At 68.7% G+C, this 18,160-nt stretch carries 15 protein-coding genes and 1 tRNA gene; 4 read left to right on the forward strand and 12 right to left on the reverse strand.

Features of this window, described 5'->3' with window-relative positions:
* Positions 1 to 381: 381 nt before the first annotated feature.
* The 4 genes from VNF92_09705 to VNF92_09720 all read right to left on the reverse strand — a co-directional run bounded on the left by VNF92_09705 (position 382) and on the right by VNF92_09720 (position 3,287).
* Positions 382 to 455, reverse strand: a tRNA-Ile gene (locus VNF92_09705).
* Positions 456 to 577: 122 nt separating this feature from the next.
* Positions 578 to 880 carry a hypothetical protein gene (locus tag VNF92_09710; protein HVA58152.1) on the reverse strand — a complete coding sequence of 101 codons (303 nt, stop codon included), beginning with the start codon at positions 878 to 880 and terminating at the stop codon, positions 578 to 580.
* Between the two features lie 74 nt (positions 881 to 954).
* Positions 955 to 2,790 carry a translational GTPase TypA gene (gene typA / locus VNF92_09715; protein ID HVA58153.1) on the reverse strand — a complete coding sequence of 612 codons (1,836 nt, stop codon included), beginning with the start codon at positions 2,788 to 2,790 and terminating at the stop codon, positions 955 to 957.
* Positions 2,791 to 2,912: 122 nt separating this feature from the next.
* Positions 2,913 to 3,287: a four helix bundle protein gene (locus VNF92_09720; GenBank protein ID HVA58154.1), complete on the reverse strand. Its 375-nt coding sequence runs from the start codon at positions 3,285 to 3,287 to the stop codon at positions 2,913 to 2,915.
* A gap of 193 nt (positions 3,288 to 3,480) precedes the next feature.
* Between VNF92_09720 and VNF92_09725 the strand changes: the two genes are divergently transcribed.
* Positions 3,481 to 3,672 (forward strand): hypothetical protein, encoded by a 192-nt coding sequence (locus tag VNF92_09725; protein ID HVA58155.1) that lies wholly within the window; start codon positions 3,481 to 3,483, stop codon positions 3,670 to 3,672.
* Between the two features lie 114 nt (positions 3,673 to 3,786).
* Here VNF92_09725 and VNF92_09730 read toward each other — a convergent pair whose 3' ends face one another.
* Both VNF92_09730 and VNF92_09735 read right to left on the reverse strand, forming a co-directional pair.
* The gene (locus VNF92_09730; protein ID HVA58156.1) at positions 3,787 to 4,170 is read right to left on the reverse strand and encodes a plastocyanin/azurin family copper-binding protein; all 384 of its coding nucleotides are present in this window, start codon (positions 4,168 to 4,170) and stop codon (positions 3,787 to 3,789) included.
* Positions 4,171 to 4,463: 293 nt separating this feature from the next.
* Positions 4,464 to 5,396 carry a cation diffusion facilitator family transporter gene (locus VNF92_09735; protein ID HVA58157.1) on the reverse strand — a complete coding sequence of 311 codons (933 nt, stop codon included), beginning with the start codon at positions 5,394 to 5,396 and terminating at the stop codon, positions 4,464 to 4,466.
* Between the two features lie 94 nt (positions 5,397 to 5,490).
* Here VNF92_09735 and VNF92_09740 point away from each other — a divergent pair, with 94 nt between their 5' ends.
* Together VNF92_09740 and VNF92_09745 are read left to right on the forward strand one after the other, a co-directional pair.
* Positions 5,491 to 6,813, forward strand: coding sequence for a hemolysin family protein (locus tag VNF92_09740; protein ID HVA58158.1), 1,323 nt, complete (start codon positions 5,491 to 5,493; stop codon positions 6,811 to 6,813).
* Between the two features lie 86 nt (positions 6,814 to 6,899).
* The gene (locus VNF92_09745; GenBank protein ID HVA58159.1) at positions 6,900 to 7,286 is read left to right on the forward strand and encodes a DUF6632 domain-containing protein; all 387 of its coding nucleotides are present in this window, start codon (positions 6,900 to 6,902) and stop codon (positions 7,284 to 7,286) included.
* Here the strand turns inward: VNF92_09745 and pdxA are convergent.
* The 6 genes from pdxA to VNF92_09775 all read right to left on the reverse strand — a co-directional run bounded on the left by pdxA (position 7,283) and on the right by VNF92_09775 (position 17,129).
* Positions 7,283 to 8,179: a 4-hydroxythreonine-4-phosphate dehydrogenase PdxA gene (gene pdxA, locus VNF92_09750; GenBank protein ID HVA58160.1), complete on the reverse strand. Its 897-nt coding sequence runs from the start codon at positions 8,177 to 8,179 to the stop codon at positions 7,283 to 7,285. The two genes, VNF92_09745 and pdxA, sit on opposite strands and share 4 nt — an antisense overlap.
* Positions 8,180 to 8,183: 4 nt before the next feature.
* A complete protein-coding gene (locus VNF92_09755; protein ID HVA58161.1) occupies positions 8,184 to 9,569 on the reverse strand; it encodes a peptidylprolyl isomerase in 1,386 nt (461 codons plus the stop codon).
* Positions 9,570 to 9,630: 61 nt separating this feature from the next.
* Positions 9,631 to 11,085 carry a peptidylprolyl isomerase gene (locus VNF92_09760; GenBank protein ID HVA58162.1) on the reverse strand — a complete coding sequence of 485 codons (1,455 nt, stop codon included), beginning with the start codon at positions 11,083 to 11,085 and terminating at the stop codon, positions 9,631 to 9,633.
* Between the two features lie 34 nt (positions 11,086 to 11,119).
* Entirely contained in the window at positions 11,120 to 14,401 is a 3,282-nt protein-coding gene (gene mfd / locus VNF92_09765) for a transcription-repair coupling factor (protein ID HVA58163.1), read from the reverse strand.
* Positions 14,401 to 16,191, reverse strand: a complete 1,791-nt coding sequence (locus VNF92_09770) for a VWA domain-containing protein (GenBank protein HVA58164.1) — start codon at positions 16,189 to 16,191, stop codon at positions 14,401 to 14,403. Before VNF92_09770 ends, mfd begins: the two co-directional genes overlap by 1 nt.
* The gene (locus VNF92_09775) at positions 16,188 to 17,129 is read right to left on the reverse strand and encodes a DUF58 domain-containing protein (protein HVA58165.1); all 942 of its coding nucleotides are present in this window, start codon (positions 17,127 to 17,129) and stop codon (positions 16,188 to 16,190) included. Before VNF92_09775 ends, VNF92_09770 begins: the two co-directional genes overlap by 4 nt.
* A gap of 432 nt (positions 17,130 to 17,561) precedes the next feature.
* On the opposite strand from VNF92_09775, the gene VNF92_09780 reads away from it, so the two are divergent.
* On the forward strand, positions 17,562 to 17,984 hold the full coding sequence (locus VNF92_09780; GenBank protein ID HVA58166.1) for a GxxExxY protein: 423 nt from the start codon (positions 17,562 to 17,564) through the stop codon (positions 17,982 to 17,984).
* Positions 17,985 to 18,160: the final 176 nt, after the last annotated feature.

Genomic DNA, 18,160 nt, shown 5'->3' on the forward strand with positions numbered 1-18,160 from the left:
TTGGGGTTCCGTCGTGGCGCGGTTCTCGCCCGACGGGACGAGGCTCTCCCAGTCCCCGCCGACGTCCTTGAAGTCGCGGAAGTCGGCGTAGAACCGCGCGACGGGGCCCCCACGCTTGCGGGCCCGGAGGCGGGGTTTGACATCCTTATCGTTTTCGTACCGGCGCAGCTTCGGCATGGCGAGACCCGGGTGAACGTGGGGGCGCCTCCACACCGTAGTTGACCTGCCACTCCGCCTACCACCATTCGCGCGACCGGATTCGCGGCCGCACAAGCAGCGGAAGGGCGGAACCACCGGCCGACGTTTGTTACCGCTATTGTTACCGTGGTAACACAAAAAGCTCGGCCGCACCTAAGTCACGATGCGGCCGAGAGATAGAAGTGGGCCTGAGAGGAGTTGAACCTCTGACCTCACGCTTATCAGGCGTGCGCTCTAACCAACTGAGCTACAGGCCCTGCAAGAGCGTGAAACCTAGCCCCGCCCCCCACCTCGGTCAACGATTTCGCACCCTGGCCGCGGTGCGAACCACAGACGAAGCACGAACCGGTTCGTCCGGACCGCGCCCCGCATCGCTCGTTCACTCGTCGTACTTGCCCGGCCGCGTGGGGTGCTCGTCGTCGTCCACGTCCAACTCGTCGTACTCGTCGTCGAGATCTACGAGGTCGTCGTCATCATCATCGTCGTCGTCGAGGTCGTCGTCGTCGAGATCATCATCGTCGTCGTCGAGGTCGTCGAGATCGTCATCGTCGAAGTCGTCGTCGTCGTCAGCGTCGACGTCGTCCGCCTCCAGGTCATCATCCCCGAACTCATCGGGCTCATCGTCATTCTTTCTCTGGCGCAGAACGAACTGCTCGTCTGACGAACCGAACTCGGCCAGCATTGCTCGACTCTCCATGGAGGGTTGAAGTACCACGACGACCATCTGCCGTTTCTCTTTCCTACTCGTCTACTCCCCTACAACGAAGCTCGCTCTCGCTTCGCGCCCCGCATCAACTTCTTGCGATCCGACGTGCTCAGATACCGCTTGCGCAGCCGGAGGCTCGCCGGCGTGATCTCGATCAATTCGTCGTCTTCGATATACTCAAGAGCGCCTTCCAGGGTCAACTCCCGGGGGGGTTCGAGGGTAATGTGGTCGTCCGCTGACTTGGACCGCATGTTGGTCAGCTTCTTTTCCTTGGTGGGGTTGACGTCCATATCGCCCGGACGTGAATTCTCGCCCACGATCATCCCTTCGTAAACCAGGTCGCCGGGTTTCACAAACAGCGTGGATCGCTCCTGCAGGTTGCCGAGCGCGAATGCCACGATCGCGCCACCCTCCATGGACACCAACGTACCACGGCTGCGGCCCTCCAGCGGACCCGCCCACGGACCATAGTCCAGGAACCGGTGGTGCATGATGCCCACACCGCGCGTGTCCGTCAGAAACTCGCTGCGATAGCCGAACAATCCGCGGGCCGGAATCCGGTACAACAACCGCACCAGCCCCTGCCCGGGGTTCTTCATCTCGATCATCTCGGCGCGACGCGGCCCCAGCTTCTCGAACACGATGCCCAGCGATTCCTCGGGCACGTCGATGGCCAATTCTTCATACGGCTCAAGCCGCTCACCGTTGGGACCCTCGCGGGTGATCACCCGCGGACGCGACACCTGGAACTCGTACCCCTCCCGGCGCATGGTCTCCATGAGAATGGAGAGGTGCAGTTCGCCGCGCCCCGACACGGTCCAGGTATCGGTGGAATCGGTGTCTTCGACCCGCAGCGCCACGTTGCGCTCGAGCTCCTTGAACAGCCGCTCCCGCACCTGCCGCGAGGTGACGAACTTGCCATCCTGACCCGCGAACGGGGAGTTGTTCACCAGGAAGTCCACCGAGATCGTGGGCTCCTCCACGGCGATACCAGCCAGCCGGTCGGGATGCTCGAGGTCGGTGACGGTGAGGCCGATCTCGACGTTCTCGAGGCCGGCCAGAGCGACGATCTCGCCGGCCGCAGCCTCCTGCAGTTCCACGCGCTCCAGCCCCTCGAACGCGAACAGCTTGGTCACCCGTGCCTGGTCGCTCTTCTGGGCCGGATCGAGCGGCAGCAGCATCACCGGGTCACCCAGATGCACCGTGCCGCGCTCCACACGCCCGATGCCCAGGCGTCCCAGGTACGGCGAATAGTCGATGGTGGACACGAGCATCTGGAAGGGCCCCGCGGCGTCGTGCGGCGGGGCCGGCACGTGCTCCACGATGGCGTCGAACAGCGGCTTGAGGTCCACCGGCGTCACGTCCAGGTCCATCGTGGCCACGCCGTCGCGCGCCGAGGCGTAGACCACGGGGGCGTCGAGCTGATCGTCGTCGGCCTCGAGTTCGATGAATAGATCGAGCACCTCGTCGTGCACGCGCACCGGGTCGGCACCCGGCCGGTCGATCTTGTTGATGACCACGATGGGCACGCGCCCCAGGGCGAGCGCCTTGCGGAGCACGAAGCGCGTCTGCGGCATGGGGCCGTCGAACGCATCGACCACGAGCAGTACGCCGTCCACCATGCGCAGAATGCGCTCGACCTCGCCACCGAAGTCGGCGTGGCCCGGCGTGTCGACGATGTTGATCTTGGTGCCCAGCCAGTGCACCGAGGTGTTCTTGGCAAGGATCGTGATGCCCCGCTCGCGCTCGAGCGGGTTGGAATCCATCACGCGCTCCTGGACTATCTGGTTGTCACGGAAGGCGCCCCCCTGTCGGAGCATCTTGTCGACGAGGGTCGTCTTGCCGTGATCGACGTGCGCGATGATGGCGATGTTACGAATTTCCATAGCCTTGAAACTTAGTGGAGATCGCGGCGCTCGTTCAAGTCTCGATGGAGGAGAGATTTGGACGCCTGGTGGGCGTAGGAGGGTAGGAGGGTAGGAGAGTAGGACGGGAACTGCCATTGACTTCAATCCGCCGGTGTATTGGGGCGGCGGCGAAGGGCGACGATGAGGCGGGTGAGCATGCCTTTGACCCGCGAGGACTGCGAGGACAACGCCGGAAAATCGGCCGGGCGGCCGAGACCCAACCGCAAGGCGAGGGCGAGCTGGAATTCCAGCTCGGTGGCTGAGCCGAGCGCAATGTGAAGAAACGAGAGTCGCGCCGCGTTGCCGGAGCGGCCGCACCCCTCGGCGATGTTGGAGCCCACGGAGACAGCGGCCCGACGCATCTGGGATGAGAGGCCGAACCGTTCACTCGCCGGGAATGCGGTGGTGACACGGTAGGTGAGAACGGCGAGCGCCATGGCCTCGTTGGTGACTTTGAGATTGCGCGGATTCTGCATGCTTCAACCTGGTACAGAGTGGCCGAACCACCGTACCGTTGGACACCGTTCGCCATCGAATTCATGCGTTCACTCCTACCGTCCTACGGTCCTACCGTCCTACCGTCCCAACTCTCCACTCCCCTCTTGCGCTCGTTCCGCCAATCCCGCATCCTCCCCCCACAGGCTTCACGCTATCGGAGGAGGTGACACCATGCACCAGTCCGGCGACACCGCTGGCATGGATTATCCGCACGGACGCGGGTACGGTCATGACTACATGCGCGGTGGCGAAGTACTCGGCGGCTATGGCTATGCCGACCGAGAGGAGTACCAGAAACCCCGGGGCGAAAAGCAGGACCCCAAGCACGAGAGCAACGAGGCCGGTCGGAGCGGGCGAACGTAGCGCACGGCGCGACGTGAACGTCGCGCCAGTGCGCCGACCCAAGTGAAGAGCGGGGCGCGGATCATGGATCCGCGCCCCGCTCCGCCGTTTCACCCCCTCCACGCTCCTGAGCTTTCACATCACCGTGATCGTCCCCGCCATCCCCGCGTGAATCGTGCACTGGTAACTGAACGTCCCAGCACTGTTGAACGTACGCGTGTACGACCCGCTGCTCCTGTCGCCCGACGAGGTACCGTCGCCGAAGGTGACGTTGTGCGTGGTGCCCGTGCTCCAGGTCCAGGTGACGGTGGTGCCCACCGCCACAGTGGTCGCGCCGGGATTGAAGAAGTTGTCCCCGATCGCGATCGAATTGCTGGTGCTGCCCCCGTTGCCCCCGTTATTCCCGCCGTTGTTTCCGCCAGTGTTCCCGTTGCCGGCGGGGGCCATGGGGCTCCCCCCGCTGCAGCCGACGGCCGCCACCAGCGCCGCCACCGCCATGACTCGCGAAATACCGTGCATCGGACCTCCGGAAAGTGGTTGACGCATCATCCAATACCGGCATGGCGAATGTCGTTCCGTACGGAAGTTGTTAGGAGACAGAGACTTACGACGCTGGCACCACCAGACGGACGACTCACGCCCTGGCAGAGGCGTTGCGCCCCATCGGGGGGCCGTGTGGCACCGGGCGGTCGGCAGCTCGGCGAGCCCCAGCGCAAGGGTCCGCGCCGGCGCAATCATCCCGACCGTACACAGCTGCCAGCTCTCGCCTCTCAGCCTGCCGTCAGCAGGCTGCCTCTAGCCGTTAGCCGCCCCTAATGAAGATGCTCGGCATCCCGGCTGTCCATCTCCGTCCGTTCCAGCTGCATCGTCACGTGATGGATTCCCAGCTCCTGCAGCACGTCGTGCGCCTTCTCCAGCACCCGCTGATGATCCGCGGGCTCCCGCACCACCGCGTGCGCGCTGGCCGCCACGAGGCCTGACGACACGGTCCAGACGTGCAGATCGTGGACGCTCTCAACCCCAGGAATTGCCACGAGCCGCGCCCGCACACCGTCCAGCGGAATGTGCCCCGGCGCCGACTCGAGCAGCACGTCCACCGACTCACGCACCAGCGACCAGGCCCCACGCATGATGAGCGCGGTGCTGAGCAGCGACGCGAGCGGATCGGCGGGCAGCCACCCGGTGGTTCTGATGAGAATGGCCGCCACCACGGTGCCCCCCGACGCGAACAGATCACCCACGACGTGCAGGTACGCGCCGCGCACGTTCAGGTTCTGGCCGTGCACCGGGTGCAGAATGAGCGCCGCCGCGGCGTTCACTGCCAGGCCGGCCACCGCGACCACGAGCATCAGGCCGCCCGCCACGGGCTCCGGATTGCGCAGTCGAAGTATGGCCTCCACCAGAATCCAGCCCGAGATGCCGAGCAGCGTGGCCCCATTGATCAGCGCAGCCAGGATCTCCCAACGCAGATAGCCGTACGTCTTTTCGGCACTGCCCTGCTGGCGGCAGAACCAGGCGACGAACAGCGACAAGCCGAGCGCTCCAGCGTCGGTGAGCACATGGCCGGCATCGGCGAGCAGAGCCAGCGAATTGGACAGCCACCCACCCACGGCCTCGCCCACGAGAAGGACGAGGGTGAGCGCAAGCGCCACCCGCAGCGCCCTGGCGCCTTTGGAGCGCGTCTCGCCGCCGGGTTTTTGGGATTGGCGGTGGCCGGCATGGTCGTGGTTGTGCGCGTGCGCCATGGAGGCGGAAGCTAGCTGGGAACTGGGATGCTCGGACAGTCCGGCCTACTGTCCTACTCTACCCTCCTGCCGTCCTACCGTCCTACCTTTCTCCATGGCCATACGCCTCGCGGTAATCGTCGTGCTGCTGTTCCTGAACGGGTTCTTCGTGGCCGCCGAGTTCGCGCTGGTGCGGGCGCGGCGGTCGCGTCTGGAGGCCATGGCGCGGCGCGGCAACTGGATGGCCAAGCTGGCCATCCGCGCCACCCAGAACCTGCCCCGGATACTCTCGGCCACGCAGATCGGGGTCACCGTGGCCAGCCTGGCCATCGGCGCGCTGGCCGAGGACACGCTGGGTCCGTACGTGTCGGCGTGGCTGGGAGGGTTGCCGCTGGGCCTCGACGTGGGCGTGCGACTGGCCATCGGCGCCACGGCGGCGTTGGCGGTGGTGAGCTACTTCCACGTGGTGGTGGGCGAGTTGGTGCCGCGTGGCGCAGCGCTGCACCACCCCGAAGAGATGGCCGGCTGGCTCACCCCGCCGCTGCTCGCGTTCGTGTGGCTCACGGCGCCCTTCTCCTGGCTGCTCAACCGGTCGGCCCAGATCACGCTGCGACTGCTCGGGCAGGGCGCGGGCCGGGCCGAGGAGAACGTCCACTCGCCCGAGGAACTGCGTATTCTGGTGGAGCAGAGCCAGGAAGGGGGCCTGCTGCTGCCGCAGGATGCCCACCTCATCGAGGGCGTATTTGAGTTCTCTGAAAAGAACGCCCGCGAGGTGATGACGCCGCGCACCGAGATCGACGCGCTGCCGGCGGAGGCGACGCTCGACGACACGCTGCGGCTGGTCCAGACCACCCACCGGTCGCGCTACCCGGTGTACGAGGACTCGATCGACAACGTGATCGGGCTGGTGCTGGCCAAGGACCTGCTGCCGGTGCTGTACCATCCGCCGGCCGAGTTCTCGCTGCGCCAGATCATGCGGCCGGTGCACGTGGTGCCGGGCTCTCGCGAGGTGGAGGAAGTGCTGGCCGACTTCAAGCGGCTCAAGGAGCACATGGCGATCGTGCTCGACGAATACGGCGGCACGGCCGGCGTGGTGACCATGGAGGACCTGCTGGAGGAGATCGTCGGCGAGATCCTGGATGAATACGACGAGCCGCTGCCGCCCGAGACGCTCCCGGCGGGGGACGCGACGCTGGTACCGGGTTCGATGAACGTCGGCGAGTTCAACGAGCGGTTCGCGCTGTCGGTGCCCGACGTCGACTACACGACCATCGGCGGGTTCGTGTTCGGGGTGCTGGGGCGCCTGCCGGTGGCGGGCGACCGGGTGACAGCGGCCGGCGCCACGTTCACGGTGAAGGAGTTGGACGGGCGGCGCATCGAGACATTGGCCGTGAAGGTGGCCGGCGACGAGAAGAAGCCGGCCGCGGCGCCCAAGTAGCAGGGTGGTGGCGGTCGGTCAGGAAGCTCCTTATAGTGGACCGACCGTTCAATCCTGCTCAGTCCCCCCTCCCAGGAGACTCGCCTATGGCTGGCGCATCCAATACCCGCGCGCTGAGCATCGCCCTCGTCGTGTTCGGCCTCATCTTCGTGTTCGGCATCTACCCACTCACGATCGTGTGGCCGTCCGGCTGGAGCTGGGCCCCCGGCGGAGAGCAGTACCTCCAGATGATCCTGGGGATCTACGCCACGCTGGGCGTATTCCTGCTGCTCGCCGCGCGGAAGCCGCTGCAGAACCTGAGCCTTATCTGGTTCACGGTGTGGTCCAGTTTCGTGCACGCCGGGATCATGGCGTACCAGTCCATGACGGACCCCATGCAGCACGGCCACATGATAGGAGACGTCGCCGCGCTGTTCCTGGTGGCAATCGTGCTGGCGGTGCTCACGCCCCGCGGGCAGGCCGCAGAGGTCTAGCCGGCGCGATCCGGCGGAGATCGCGCCGCGATCCGGGCCGCGAGCAGTGTGGCGGCGATGATGCTCGACGGGTCCGCCCGGCCCTGTCCGGCGATATCCATCGCGGTGCCGTGGTCGGGGCTGGTGCGGGGAAAGGGCAGCCCCAGCGTAACGTTCACGGCGCTGCCGAACGAAGCGACCTTGATGGCCGTCATGCCCACGTCGTGATACGGCGCGATGACGGCGTCGAACTCGCCGCGCAGGGCGCGCACGAACACGGTATCGGCCGGGAATGGGCCGGCCAGGCCGCTGGCCCGCGCCGCGGGAGCGAGCACGCGGTCGTCCTCGTCGCCAAACCGGCCGCCGTCGCCGGCGTGCGGGTTGAGCGCGCAGAGGGCGATGCGCGGCTCGGCGATGCCGAACCAGTTCTGCAGCCCGCGCCGCGTGATGGCGGCGGCCGACGCGATGGCGCCAGCGGTCACGGCGCGCGGCACGTCGCGGAGCGCCAGATGCGTGGTAGCCAGCACCACGCGCAGCCGGTCGGAGGCGAGCATCATGGCCACGCGCTCGCCGGTGAGCGCGGCCAGCATCTCGGTATGACCGGGGTAGTCGTAGCCGCCGGCGAGCAGGGCCGCCTTGTCGATGGGCGCGGTGACGATGCCCTGCACGTCGCCGGCGAGGGCCAGGGCCACGGCGCGCTCGATGGCCAGTCCCGCCAGCCGGCCCGCGTTGGCGGCCGACTGGCGGGGCGCCCACGTTCCCACGGCGAGGTCGACGTCGAGCCCGGCACCGGTGGGCCCCACGAGCACGAGATCGGCGGCCGCGGCTACCCGCGGGTCGGCGCGGAGTGCGGCGACGATCTCCGGCCCGATGCCGCGCGGGTCGCCCAGGGTGACGGCGAGGCGCAGTCGCACGACGTCAGGGCGCCGGTCCGCCGCCGGGCTTCCAGCCGGCAGGGGGCAGCAGCGCGTCGTGCATGATCTCCACGAACTCCGTCTTGCGAAGCCCGTCCAGGTAGCGCCGGATGGCGGCGCTCTGTTCCAGATTGTCGCGCAGTCGCGAGCGCACGTCGCTCAGGGTCATGGAACCGCCCGGCTGGTAGGACTCGATGCGGGCCACCACGAACTTGGGCACGTTGGGCGTCTGCGCGTTGGCGATCCGGAACACCACGACGTCGTCGGCCTTGAGGCCGGCAAAGGCGTCCTGATACGTCTGCGGCAGCGAATCGAACGGATACGGCGTGAGGATGGACGTCTCCTCGCGGCTCGCGTAGTCGTGATACTTGGCGGCGAGGGTGTCGAAGGGCACACCGCGTTCCCACATCGTCTTCACGGAATCGGCGAGTCGCGCCGTGCGAGCGATGTCGGCCGAATCGATCACGGGCCGGATGAGGATGTGGCGCGCCTTGCGCTCGGGACCGTTCACGCGGTCCACACGCAGGATGTGATACCCGAAGGGCGTTTCGAACACGGGACTGATCTGCCCGGGCTCGACGGAGAACAGCATCCGCTCGAACGACGGCACGAGCCCGCCGCCGCGCCGGTTCCACCCCAGGTCACCACCCACTTCGCGCGTCGTGGAGTCCATGGACTCCCGCTTGGCGATGCGCGCGAAGTCCCCGCCAGCCACGATCTCGGCGCGCAGCGATTCTGCTTTGGCGTACGCCGCCGCCTTGGCCTTGGCCGAGGCTTGCGGGTTGATCACGATCTGGTGCCAGGTGAAGGTCGCCGGCCGCTTGGGCAGATTGCCCTTCATGGCGTCGAACGCCTGCTGCACTTCCCGCTCTGATACCGAGACGGGCAGGATCTGGCCGTCCTGTTTGAGCTTTGCGGCCGCGGCCTGCTGCAACTGCGCCGTGCGAAGCTGGTCGATCAGGAACGTCCGGTACTCGTCGGGAGTGCCGAGCCCGGCCTTTGCCAACTCGGCGCGGTACTGCGCTTCGGTGGGAAAGCGGGCGCGCGTCTGGCGGATCTGCGCATCGATGGTGGGGGCGAGCACGGAGTCGGGCAGATCGATCTTCAACTCCTTGGCCTTCTGGAGGAGAAGCCGCTCGTCGATCAGTCCGTTGATGAGGTTGAGCTGGAACGACGCCCAATCGGCGGAGTCGGCCGGCAGCAGGAAGTTGGGATCCTGCTGTTGCCGGGAGATGATCGCTTGGGTGACCTCGGATTCCATGATCGGGTCGGAGCCGACCACGGCGACGACGCGATCGAGGGGAACCGGCTTGGCGGCGGCCTGGGCCACGACCATGCGCGGGACAGCCGCGGCAGCCACGGCGAGCAGAAACGCGAGCGACTTCTTCATGAGCGGAAGATACCCGCGGCACGCCGCCGAGGTTCACTCGGCGGCGTGCCGTGGGTACGTCCTACTTCTTCTTGGTCTTGGTGGTATCCGCCGGCGGGGCGCCGGGGAGCGGCACCTGCGACGGCGGCTGGTTGGCCGCGCGGGCCGAGTCGGCCGTGCTGCGGAGCTTGCGCGCGATCTCGACGGCGCGGTCCAGTGCGTTCTGGTTCACGCTCCAACTGAATTTGGACTCGAGCGCGAGCTTGAGCGGCGTGGGAATGGCGATCGGCCGGACCGTACCCGCCATGATGGCGGCGATCAGCGAATCGACCCGTGTGGCGGCGAGCGTCTCGCGCGCCGACTCGGTCTTGGCGCTGTCGGCCAGGGCGTGCGGATCCACGCCAAGGGACGTCCAACCGCCGGTCACCCACTGGAGATAGCCGGCGCTCATCGCGGTCTGCTCTGCGGGCGAGAGCACGATGTGCAGGCTGTCGGCCCGTTTGAGCATCACTTCCTGGCCGGCGAGGCTGCGCAGGAAGATCTGGATGATCGAGTCGGGCGCCTGCTGGATCTGCTGGGTGATGTTCTGCTGCGGCGGCATGCCGTCGAGCCAGGTCAGGTACCGGGACACCGTCAGATTGCCGCCCTTGTAGCTGGCCAGCACGGTGTTGTCCTTGCGGTGCGAGGCAGGGTCGGCCGCTGCGACCTTGGCGGCCTGCGCGGCCCCGGGCTTCACCTGGATGCCCGACGTCGAATCGAGTTGGGCGACGTAGGCCTGCTCGGCCTTGCTCGCCGCGATCCGCGTGAACTCGCTGTCGTACTCGGCCTTGGCCTCTGCGTAGGGCAACCGCTGGATGATGTGGTACCCGTACTGCGTCTGCACGAGGCCGGAGATCTGGCCCGGCTTGAGCGCCGCCACCGCGTCGCCGAACTCGGGCACCATCTCGCGGCGCGGGAACACGCCCAGGTTGCCGCCCTGCTGCGCGGACCCGTCGGAGCTGTACTTCTTGGCCATCTCGGCGAAGTTCTTGGCGTTCACCTGCGGCAGGATGCTCATGGCCTTCTTGTGCACCGAGTCTTTCTGGGACTGGGTGGCCGCGGGCGGGAACTGGAACAGGATGTGGCGGGCGTCGAAGACGTCGGCGGCACCGGCGTCGTACGTGGCTTCGGACGGCGGCTGATTGGTGAGTGTGCTATCGATGTGCGCCTGGAAATGCCGCAGGAGCATGTTGATCGTGTATGTCTGCCCCGCGTCGGCCAGTTCCTTGGGAGTGTTGAGCGAGTCGTTCTTGGCCGCGGCCAGCCCCATCAACTGGTAGTCCACCCAGAGGCCGGCCACGATGGCGGCGTTTTCCTTGGTGGGCTGCACCTGGAGCGGCGTCTTGCCCATCAGGTCGCCGAGTCGCGTGACGGACAACTCCTGCGAACCGGCGCGGGCGACGGTATCCGAGTGGGCGTTGAAGGCATCCTTGATGCCTTGGCATCCCGTGATCGCCACGCAGGCGACGGTGAATGCCAACAGGGACCGAGTTTTCATCTGCCTGATGCTCCAGGGTATAGGGGGCGGACGGTCACACCAGGCTGCGCAGGGCGCGCGCCAGCCCGTCGAGCATGGAGGCTCCGCCCAGCCGCGTGAGCTTGAGAGAGAGCGGCCGGGAGCGACGGACTTCCGCCTGGAACTGCACTTCGTGAAAAGCCGCGGACAACCCCTTCATGCGAGGCACCGCGGAATCGTGAAAGGTAATACGCGCTTCGTTCCCGCGCACCAGGATGCTCTCCACCCCCAGCGCACCACCGGCCAGGCGCAACTCGGCCAGCGCCAGCGTGGCGTCGGCCGGCGGCGGAAGGGGACCAAACCGATCGCGTAACTCCGCGCGCAACGCCTCGAGATCGCGGGCGCTGCCGAGCCGCGAGATGCGGCGGTAGATGTCGAGCTTGGCGTCCTGCGACTCCACGTAGTCGTCGGGCAGGTGGTGGGGCACGTCCATGTTGACGTCGGCGGGCACGAGCTTGGGCGTGGCATCGCCCGCCGCCAGGTGGTGCACCGTCTCGTCGAGCAGGCGCAGATACAGGTCGAAGCCCACGGCCTGCACGAATCCCGACTGCTCGGGGCCGAGCAGGTTCCCCGCTCCGCGCATTTCCATGTCGCGGAGCGCGATGCGGTAGCCGGCGCCCAATTCGGTGTGGTGCTCGAGCACGCGCAGCCGGCGTTCGGCGTCCAGATCCATGACGTCGGGTACCAGCAGGTAGCAGTGGGCGCGGCGGTGCGACCGCCCCACGCGGCCCCGCAGCTGGTAGAGCTGGGCCAGCCCGAAGTGGTCGGCGCGGTTCACGAACATCGTGTTGGCGTTCGGCACGTCGAGGCCGCTCTCCACGATCATCGTGGACACGAGCACGTCCACCGCGCCGCTCACGAACTGGTGCATCACCTCTTCCAGCGCCCGCTCGGGCATCTGGCCGTGGGCCACGGCGATGCGGGCCCGCGGTGCGGTGCGTTGCACGTGGTCGGCCACGCCGACGATGGTCTCGATGCGGTTGTGCACGAAGAACACCTGTCCGCCGCGGTCCAGCTCGCGGGCGATCGCTTCCTCGATGAGCCCATCGTCCCACGGCTCGAGCGAGGTGAGCACGGGCGAGCGGTCGCGCGGCGGCGTTTGCATGAGCGTCATGTCGCGCAGCCCGGCCAGCGACATGTGCAGGGTGCGCGGAATGGGCGTGGCGGTGAGCGTGAGCACGTCCGTCTCCAGGCGCAGCTGCTTGAGGCGTTCCTTGTGCTTGACGCCGAACCGGTGTTCCTCGTCGATCACGAGCAGCCCCAGCTCCTTGAACACCACGTCGGGGCTGAGCATGCGGTGGGTGCCGATCACGATGTCGACATTCCCCTCGGCGAGCGCCGTCACGACGTCCTTCTGCTGCTTGGCGCTCTGGAAGCGGCTCAGCATCTCGATGCGCACGGGGAAGTCGGCCAGGCGCTCGCTGAACGTGCGGGCGTGCTGGTCGGCGAGGATGGTGGTGGGAACGAGCACGGCCACCTGCCGCCCCGACTGCACGGCCTTGAACGCGGCGCGCACCGCGATCTCGGTCTTGCCGTAGCCCACGTCGCCCACGAGCAGCCGGTCCATGGGGCGCCCGCTCTCCATGTCCTGCTTGACAGCCACGGTGGCGGTGCGCTGGTCCGGCGTGTCTTCGAACAGGAAGGAACTCTCGAGTTGCTTCTGCCAGGGCGTGTCGGGCACGTGCGGCGGCCGCGTGGCCACCTTGCGCCGGGCATACAGGTCCAGCAGCTCGACGGTCATCTCGCGAATGGCGGCGCGCGTCTTGTCGCGTTGCTGCGCCCACCGCTTGCCGCCCAGCTTGTGCAGCCGCGGCGGCGGCGAGGCCTCGCTCACGTCGGCGGCCGAGCGGTAGCGCTCCAGTTGGTCGATGCGATAGAGGGGGACGTTCAGCCGGTCGCCGCCCTCGTACTCCACCACCGCGACCTCGAGGGTGCTCTGCCCGACGACGATGGTCTCCATGCCACGGTAGATGCCCACGCCGTGCTCGAGGTGCACCACGTAGTCGCCGGCGCGCAGTTCGGCGCTGTCGAGGGCCAGACCGCTCACGTAGCGCCGCTTGCGGCGGATGCGGCGTTCGCGGCGGAACACCTCGTGATCGGTGAGCACGCGCAGCCCGGCCGAGCCGTCGCCGGGGGGGATGACGAATCCGCCCTGGAGCACCCCCACGGTGAGGGCCGCGGGGGAGGGCCCGCTGGCCTCGTCGGCGAGCAGTTCCTCCAGGCGTTCGGCCTGGCCGGCGTTGTCGCACAGCACGATGGTGGGCGTGTGGTCGCGCACCAGCCGGCGCAGCAGGCGAATGTCGCGGTCCACGGACTCGGGCTCGAGCAGCGGGAAGGCGACGTCGGCCTCGGCGCCGGCGGGCGCGAGGCGCAGGGTGCCGAGTGCGGCGAGCTCGCCGAGCACGCGGTCGGGGGCCTCGAACAGGTCGTCGCGGGCGGCGGGGTCCTCACCGCGCCGCTGGGCCACGGCGATGTGGTGCAGCGCTTCGTCCCAGGTGCGGCGCAGCTCGGGCTCGAGATGCGTGCCCTCGGGTTCGAGGATCACCGTGTCGGGCGGCAGCAGGGCGAGCAGGGTGGTGCGCTCGGCGCCCGACGCGGCGGCCAGCGCCGGCGCCTCGGCGGGCAGCACGAGGGCGTGCGGCACCTCGCGCGTGGACCGCTGCGTGCCGATGTCGAACTGCCGGAGCTCCACGATCTCGTCGCCCCAGAACTCGGCGCGCACGGGATCGGCCATACCAAAACTGTAAATATCGAGGATGCCGCCGCGCACACTGAACTGCGCGACGTCCTCCACCATGGGCACGCGCTCGAAGCCCATGGCCTCGAGGCGGGCCACGAGGTCGGCCAGCCGGTGGAGCCCGCCCTTGCGCAGTTCCAGCCGCAGGCTGCGCAGGGCGCCGGGAATGCGCGTGCGCTCGAGCACGGCGCGGGCCGTGGTGACGAGCACGCGCACGTTGCCGCGCGACACGCGTTCCATGGTCTCCACCCGCTCGCCCGCGATCTCGAGGTGCGGCTCCGCCTCGCCCAGCCCCTCGCGCGGCGGGTAGAAGGCCGCGGCTCCCTCGGGGATGAGCGCCTGCAGGTCGGCCAGCCACCGCTCGGCTTCGGGCACCCCCTCGGCGACCACGGCGAAGAACCGCGCGGGCAGCCGGCGCGCGAGCGCGGCGAGGAGCACGGCGTCGCTCGACCCACGGAGCCCGGTCACCTGCAGCGCCGCGCCCGGTCCGGGAAGCGCGGCCAGTGTGCGGTTGAACGCAGGCAGCCGTTCGAGGCCGTCGAGCAGGGCGTCGAGCGGCACTAGCCCTCTCCCCCCGCCCCGCGCGCCGCGATCGCGCCCTCGAGCACGAGCACGGCGAGCAGGGCGGCGAGCAGCGGGACGACCACCGGCCGGCGCGCCGTCACGTCGAACACGGCGGCGGCAAAGCGGTCGGCGTCGGTGAACGCGCGGGCGTGGCCGCCCAGGAGGCGGGCGAAATCGGCCGGCGCCCAGCGCGCGAGTTCCGACTCACGAGGCTCGGGGTTCACCACGAGGGCGCCCACGCGGCGACCGTCACGGGTGAAGAAGTAGGTGCCCGCGCGGTCGGGCGCCGTGAACTCGGTGCCCGCCGCGCCGGGGGCGCCGTCGAGGGCGCCGGCCCACGACGGCCATATCAAATGTTGTATGGGCGCGGCGGAAACGACGCGGCCCGGGTCGCCCGACAGGCGGTTGGCGAACACGCCCGCCAACCAGGGCACGAAACCGGCGCTCACCGGCAGGGTCGTGGCGTCGGGCGTGAGCGGCGACGCCACGAGCACGTACCCCGGACCGGCCACGATCCAGGGCTCGGCGCCGGCGCGGGCCAGCGTGTCGGTACGCGCGGCCCCGGTGGCGAGCAGCGAATAGCGGAGCGTGGCCTGCGTGGCGCCCGCGCCGTCGCCGGCCACCAACACGGCGCCGCGGCGCACCGGCCCGAACTGCCAGGGCACGCCGGCCCGGGCCAGGGCACGGTTGGCGGCGCCCAGCCGCACCGGGTCGGTGGGCGCGGTGATCAGGGCCGGGAGCGCGGTGACCTCGTCGGCCGGCGCCACGGTCACGTCGCCTCCCGCTGCCACACGTCCGTCGCCGCGCAGCACGTCCACGGCGCTGGCCACGAACGGCCCCGCGTCGGGGGCCACGCGCACCCGCGGCGCAGCGCCCACCCAGGCCGCGAAGTAGCGCACGTTGTCGCCCGGCAGTTCATCGGCGTCCAGTTCCACGGTACCGGCCAGCCAGCCGCGAGCCGCCGGCGTGGCGCGCACGAGGATCTCCTCGCCCGGGGCTGCCGTGCCCCGGGCCAGCGTGCTTCCCGCGAGTGCGATGCGATACGTGGTGGAATCCTGGGCCATGAGGCGCGCGCTCACGGCGCCGCGCGGAGTCCACCGTTGGGGCTGTGCATCGGCGCTCACCACCGCACGGTTGGCGGGGGGCGCACCAGCCGGCACCCAAGCCACCACGGGCACCGCGCCGAGTTGGGCGGGAGCGGTCCAGGTAGTGCGCTGCGCATCGGTGATGAGCGCCACCTGCTGGCCGGCGAGTCCGGCATTGCGCACGGCGGAGGCCGCGCGGGCCAGGGCCAGTGCGGGATCGCCGGCCCCGCCAAGCGGCGAGATGCGCCGCACGGCATCGCGCAACTCGGCGGCCGTGCCGGCGCGAGCCTGTCCGTCGGCCGTCACCAGCCACACGCGATCGGCCGTCGTGGCGCCGCTCAGCGCGCGCTCGGCCAATGAATCCAGGTGCGCGAACAGCGGACGGCCGTCCTGCACGGCGGCGGTGCTGAGCGAATTGTCGAGCACCACGGCCATCGCGGTGGGTCCATGTCCGCCGCCGAACAACCGGGCCGCCGGCCGCGCCGCGGCGAGCGCGATGAGCAGCACGGCGGCCACACGCGCCACCATGAGCAGCAGGTTGCGCAGGCGCAGCGTGCGGCTGTGCTCGCGCTCGGCGCGGGCCAGGTAGCGGGCGGCGGGAAATTCCACGCGCGCCCCGATCCGCCGTCGCAGCAGGTGCAACAGCAGCGGCACCGCGGCCGCCACGCCGAGGGCGAGGAACCAGGGAGAGAGAAAGCTCATGGCAGGTGCTGCCGCGCGGCGAACGCCTTGCGGAGCGGCACGCCGAAGGGCGCGTCGGTGGACACCACCTCGTAGCCCACGCCCACCGCGCCCAGGCGTGCGCGCCATTCGTCGAGCACCTCGATCACGGTGGCGCGATACGCGGCCCGGACCTCGGCGACGGTGGCCGGCACCTCGAGCGCCGACTCCGGATCGACGAAGAGCAGCTCGCCGTGCGACGGCAACTCGCGCTCGTCTGGATCGAGCACGTGCAGGACGGTCACGTCGTGGCCGGCGGCGCGCAGCCCGCGCAGGGCACGCACGACGTCGTCCACTTCCATGAGCAAATCGGAAACGAGCACCACCATGCCGCGGCGGTCGAGCAGCCGCGCCGCCTGGGCGAGCGCGGCGGGAGCGCTCGAGGCGCGTCCCGCGCCCGTTTCGCCCAGGGCCGTGACCAACCGGCGCCACTGGCCGTGGCGGGCGCGCGGGGGCACGGCAGTGCGCACGCGGTCATCGAACCGCACGAGACCCACGGCGTCGCGCTGGCGAAGCAGCACGAGGGCGAGCGACGCAGCCACGACTTCGGCGTATGCGAGCTTGGTGAGCCGTGGGGCGGCGTGGCCCCGCCCGGCGGCGGGCAGTTGGGCGCCGCTCCACACCATGGACCGGCTCACGTCGAGCACGATCGTGGCCCGGAGGTTGGTCTCCTCCTCGTACTGCTTGATCACCAGGCGGTCGGCGCGGGCGGCGATGCGCCAGTCCACGTGCCGGAGGTCGTCGCCGGGCAGATAGGGGCGGTGCTCGGCGAATTCCACCGAAAAGCCCTTGCGCGGCGACCGGTGGAGGCCCGTCATGAAGCCGTCGACGACCCAACGAGCAATAATTTCCACGCGGCCGAGCGCGGCGAGATGCGCTGGGTCGAGCAGATCGGCTCGCGTCGCGCGGGCAGTCTCCATTGGGAGGCGAAAACTAGACGGCGCGCGCCACGCGGGCAAATAGGTTCGAGCGCGGAGTGGGCATCAGGCGTGCATCCAGAACGGACCGGTTCATCCGGATGCTCCTGATTGAACGGATCCTCCGGATGGAAATGGTTGGGGGCTCCGGCGCGGAGATCCCCGTGGTCATCGCAGTCCCGATTTGGTGGGTAGACACCGCCGGCCGACCTCACCCCGGCGCGCCGAGTCTCCCCGTCGCAGCCCCCAGGTCAGTTGCAGTTGATCAGAAGCATCCGATCAATCCGGAGCATCCGTGCGAACCCGTGCGTTCTGGATGTCGGTTTGAATTGCGGCGTGTCTGCGTGCGCATCGGGCGCCCGAATTCCCGATTAAATGATGTGCGCCGCGTAGCTTTGGTGGTCCGGTCCGCTACCGGCGCCCCGAAGCTGGGGCATGGCCCCCGGCGACCTACTCCACGAAGAACTCACCCACTCGGTGATCGGTGCATTCTTCGAGGTCTACAACAGCCTCGGATTCGGTTTTCTCGAGCACCTGTACGTCATGGCGATGGAACGGGAACTACGCGCGCGTGGACATCGGGTGAGTCGCGAGGTGTACGTGCCAGTGAGCTACAAAGGGGAACTCCTGGGCAGGCAACGTCTCGATATGATCGTTGACGACGCGCTGGTGGTGGAGACCAAGTCCACCTACGAGCTGCACCGGGCCGCCACGCGCCAGGTCTACAACTATTTGCGCGCCACACTCCTCGATGTCGGTCTGCTGCTGCATTTCGGGCCGACACCCAGGTTCTTCCGGGTCATTGCGCCGCAGAAACTGCATCGAGAGCGGAGGGGTTGTACGGATACATCGGATTGACCGGATGCTCCGGATCGAGAAACCCGGTGGCTTCGGCGCCGAGATCTCCGTGGTCACCGCCGTCCCGGCGCGAGGCGTGGACATCCCCCAGCCGCACTCCGGCGCACCGAGTCTCCCCTTCGGAGCCCCCAAGTCAGTTGCAGTTGATCAGGAGCATCCGATCAATCCCGAGGTTC

It is taken from the genome of Gemmatimonadaceae bacterium (genome assembly GCA_035533015.1).
Lineage (GTDB): Bacteria > Gemmatimonadota > Gemmatimonadetes > Gemmatimonadales > Gemmatimonadaceae > JAGWRI01.

Coding starts and splice junctions, on each gene's coding strand:
- VNF92_09745 (HVA58159.1), top strand. CDS start 6,900: ATGGCTGGCGCATCCAATACCCGCGCGCTGAGCATCGCCCTCGTCGTG.
- VNF92_09725 (HVA58155.1), top strand. CDS start 3,481: ATGCACCAGTCCGGCGACACCGCTGGCATGGATTATCCGCACGGACGC.
- VNF92_09770 (HVA58164.1), bottom strand. CDS start 16,191: ATGAGCTTTCTCTCTCCCTGGTTCCTCGCCCTCGGCGTGGCGGCCGCG.
- VNF92_09780 (HVA58166.1), top strand. CDS start 17,562: ATGGCCCCCGGCGACCTACTCCACGAAGAACTCACCCACTCGGTGATC.
- VNF92_09740 (HVA58158.1), top strand. CDS start 5,491: ATGGCCATACGCCTCGCGGTAATCGTCGTGCTGCTGTTCCTGAACGGG.
- VNF92_09775 (HVA58165.1), bottom strand. CDS start 17,129: ATGGAGACTGCCCGCGCGACGCGAGCCGATCTGCTCGACCCAGCGCAT.
- VNF92_09755 (HVA58161.1), bottom strand. CDS start 9,569: ATGAAGAAGTCGCTCGCGTTTCTGCTCGCCGTGGCTGCCGCGGCTGTC.
- VNF92_09735 (HVA58157.1), bottom strand. CDS start 5,396: ATGGCGCACGCGCACAACCACGACCATGCCGGCCACCGCCAATCCCAA.
- VNF92_09720 (HVA58154.1), bottom strand. CDS start 3,287: ATGCAGAATCCGCGCAATCTCAAAGTCACCAACGAGGCCATGGCGCTC.
- VNF92_09710 (HVA58152.1), bottom strand. CDS start 880: ATGCTGGCCGAGTTCGGTTCGTCAGACGAGCAGTTCGTTCTGCGCCAG.
- typA (HVA58153.1), bottom strand. CDS start 2,790: ATGGAAATTCGTAACATCGCCATCATCGCGCACGTCGATCACGGCAAG.
- VNF92_09730 (HVA58156.1), bottom strand. CDS start 4,170: ATGCACGGTATTTCGCGAGTCATGGCGGTGGCGGCGCTGGTGGCGGCC.
- VNF92_09760 (HVA58162.1), bottom strand. CDS start 11,085: ATGAAAACTCGGTCCCTGTTGGCATTCACCGTCGCCTGCGTGGCGATC.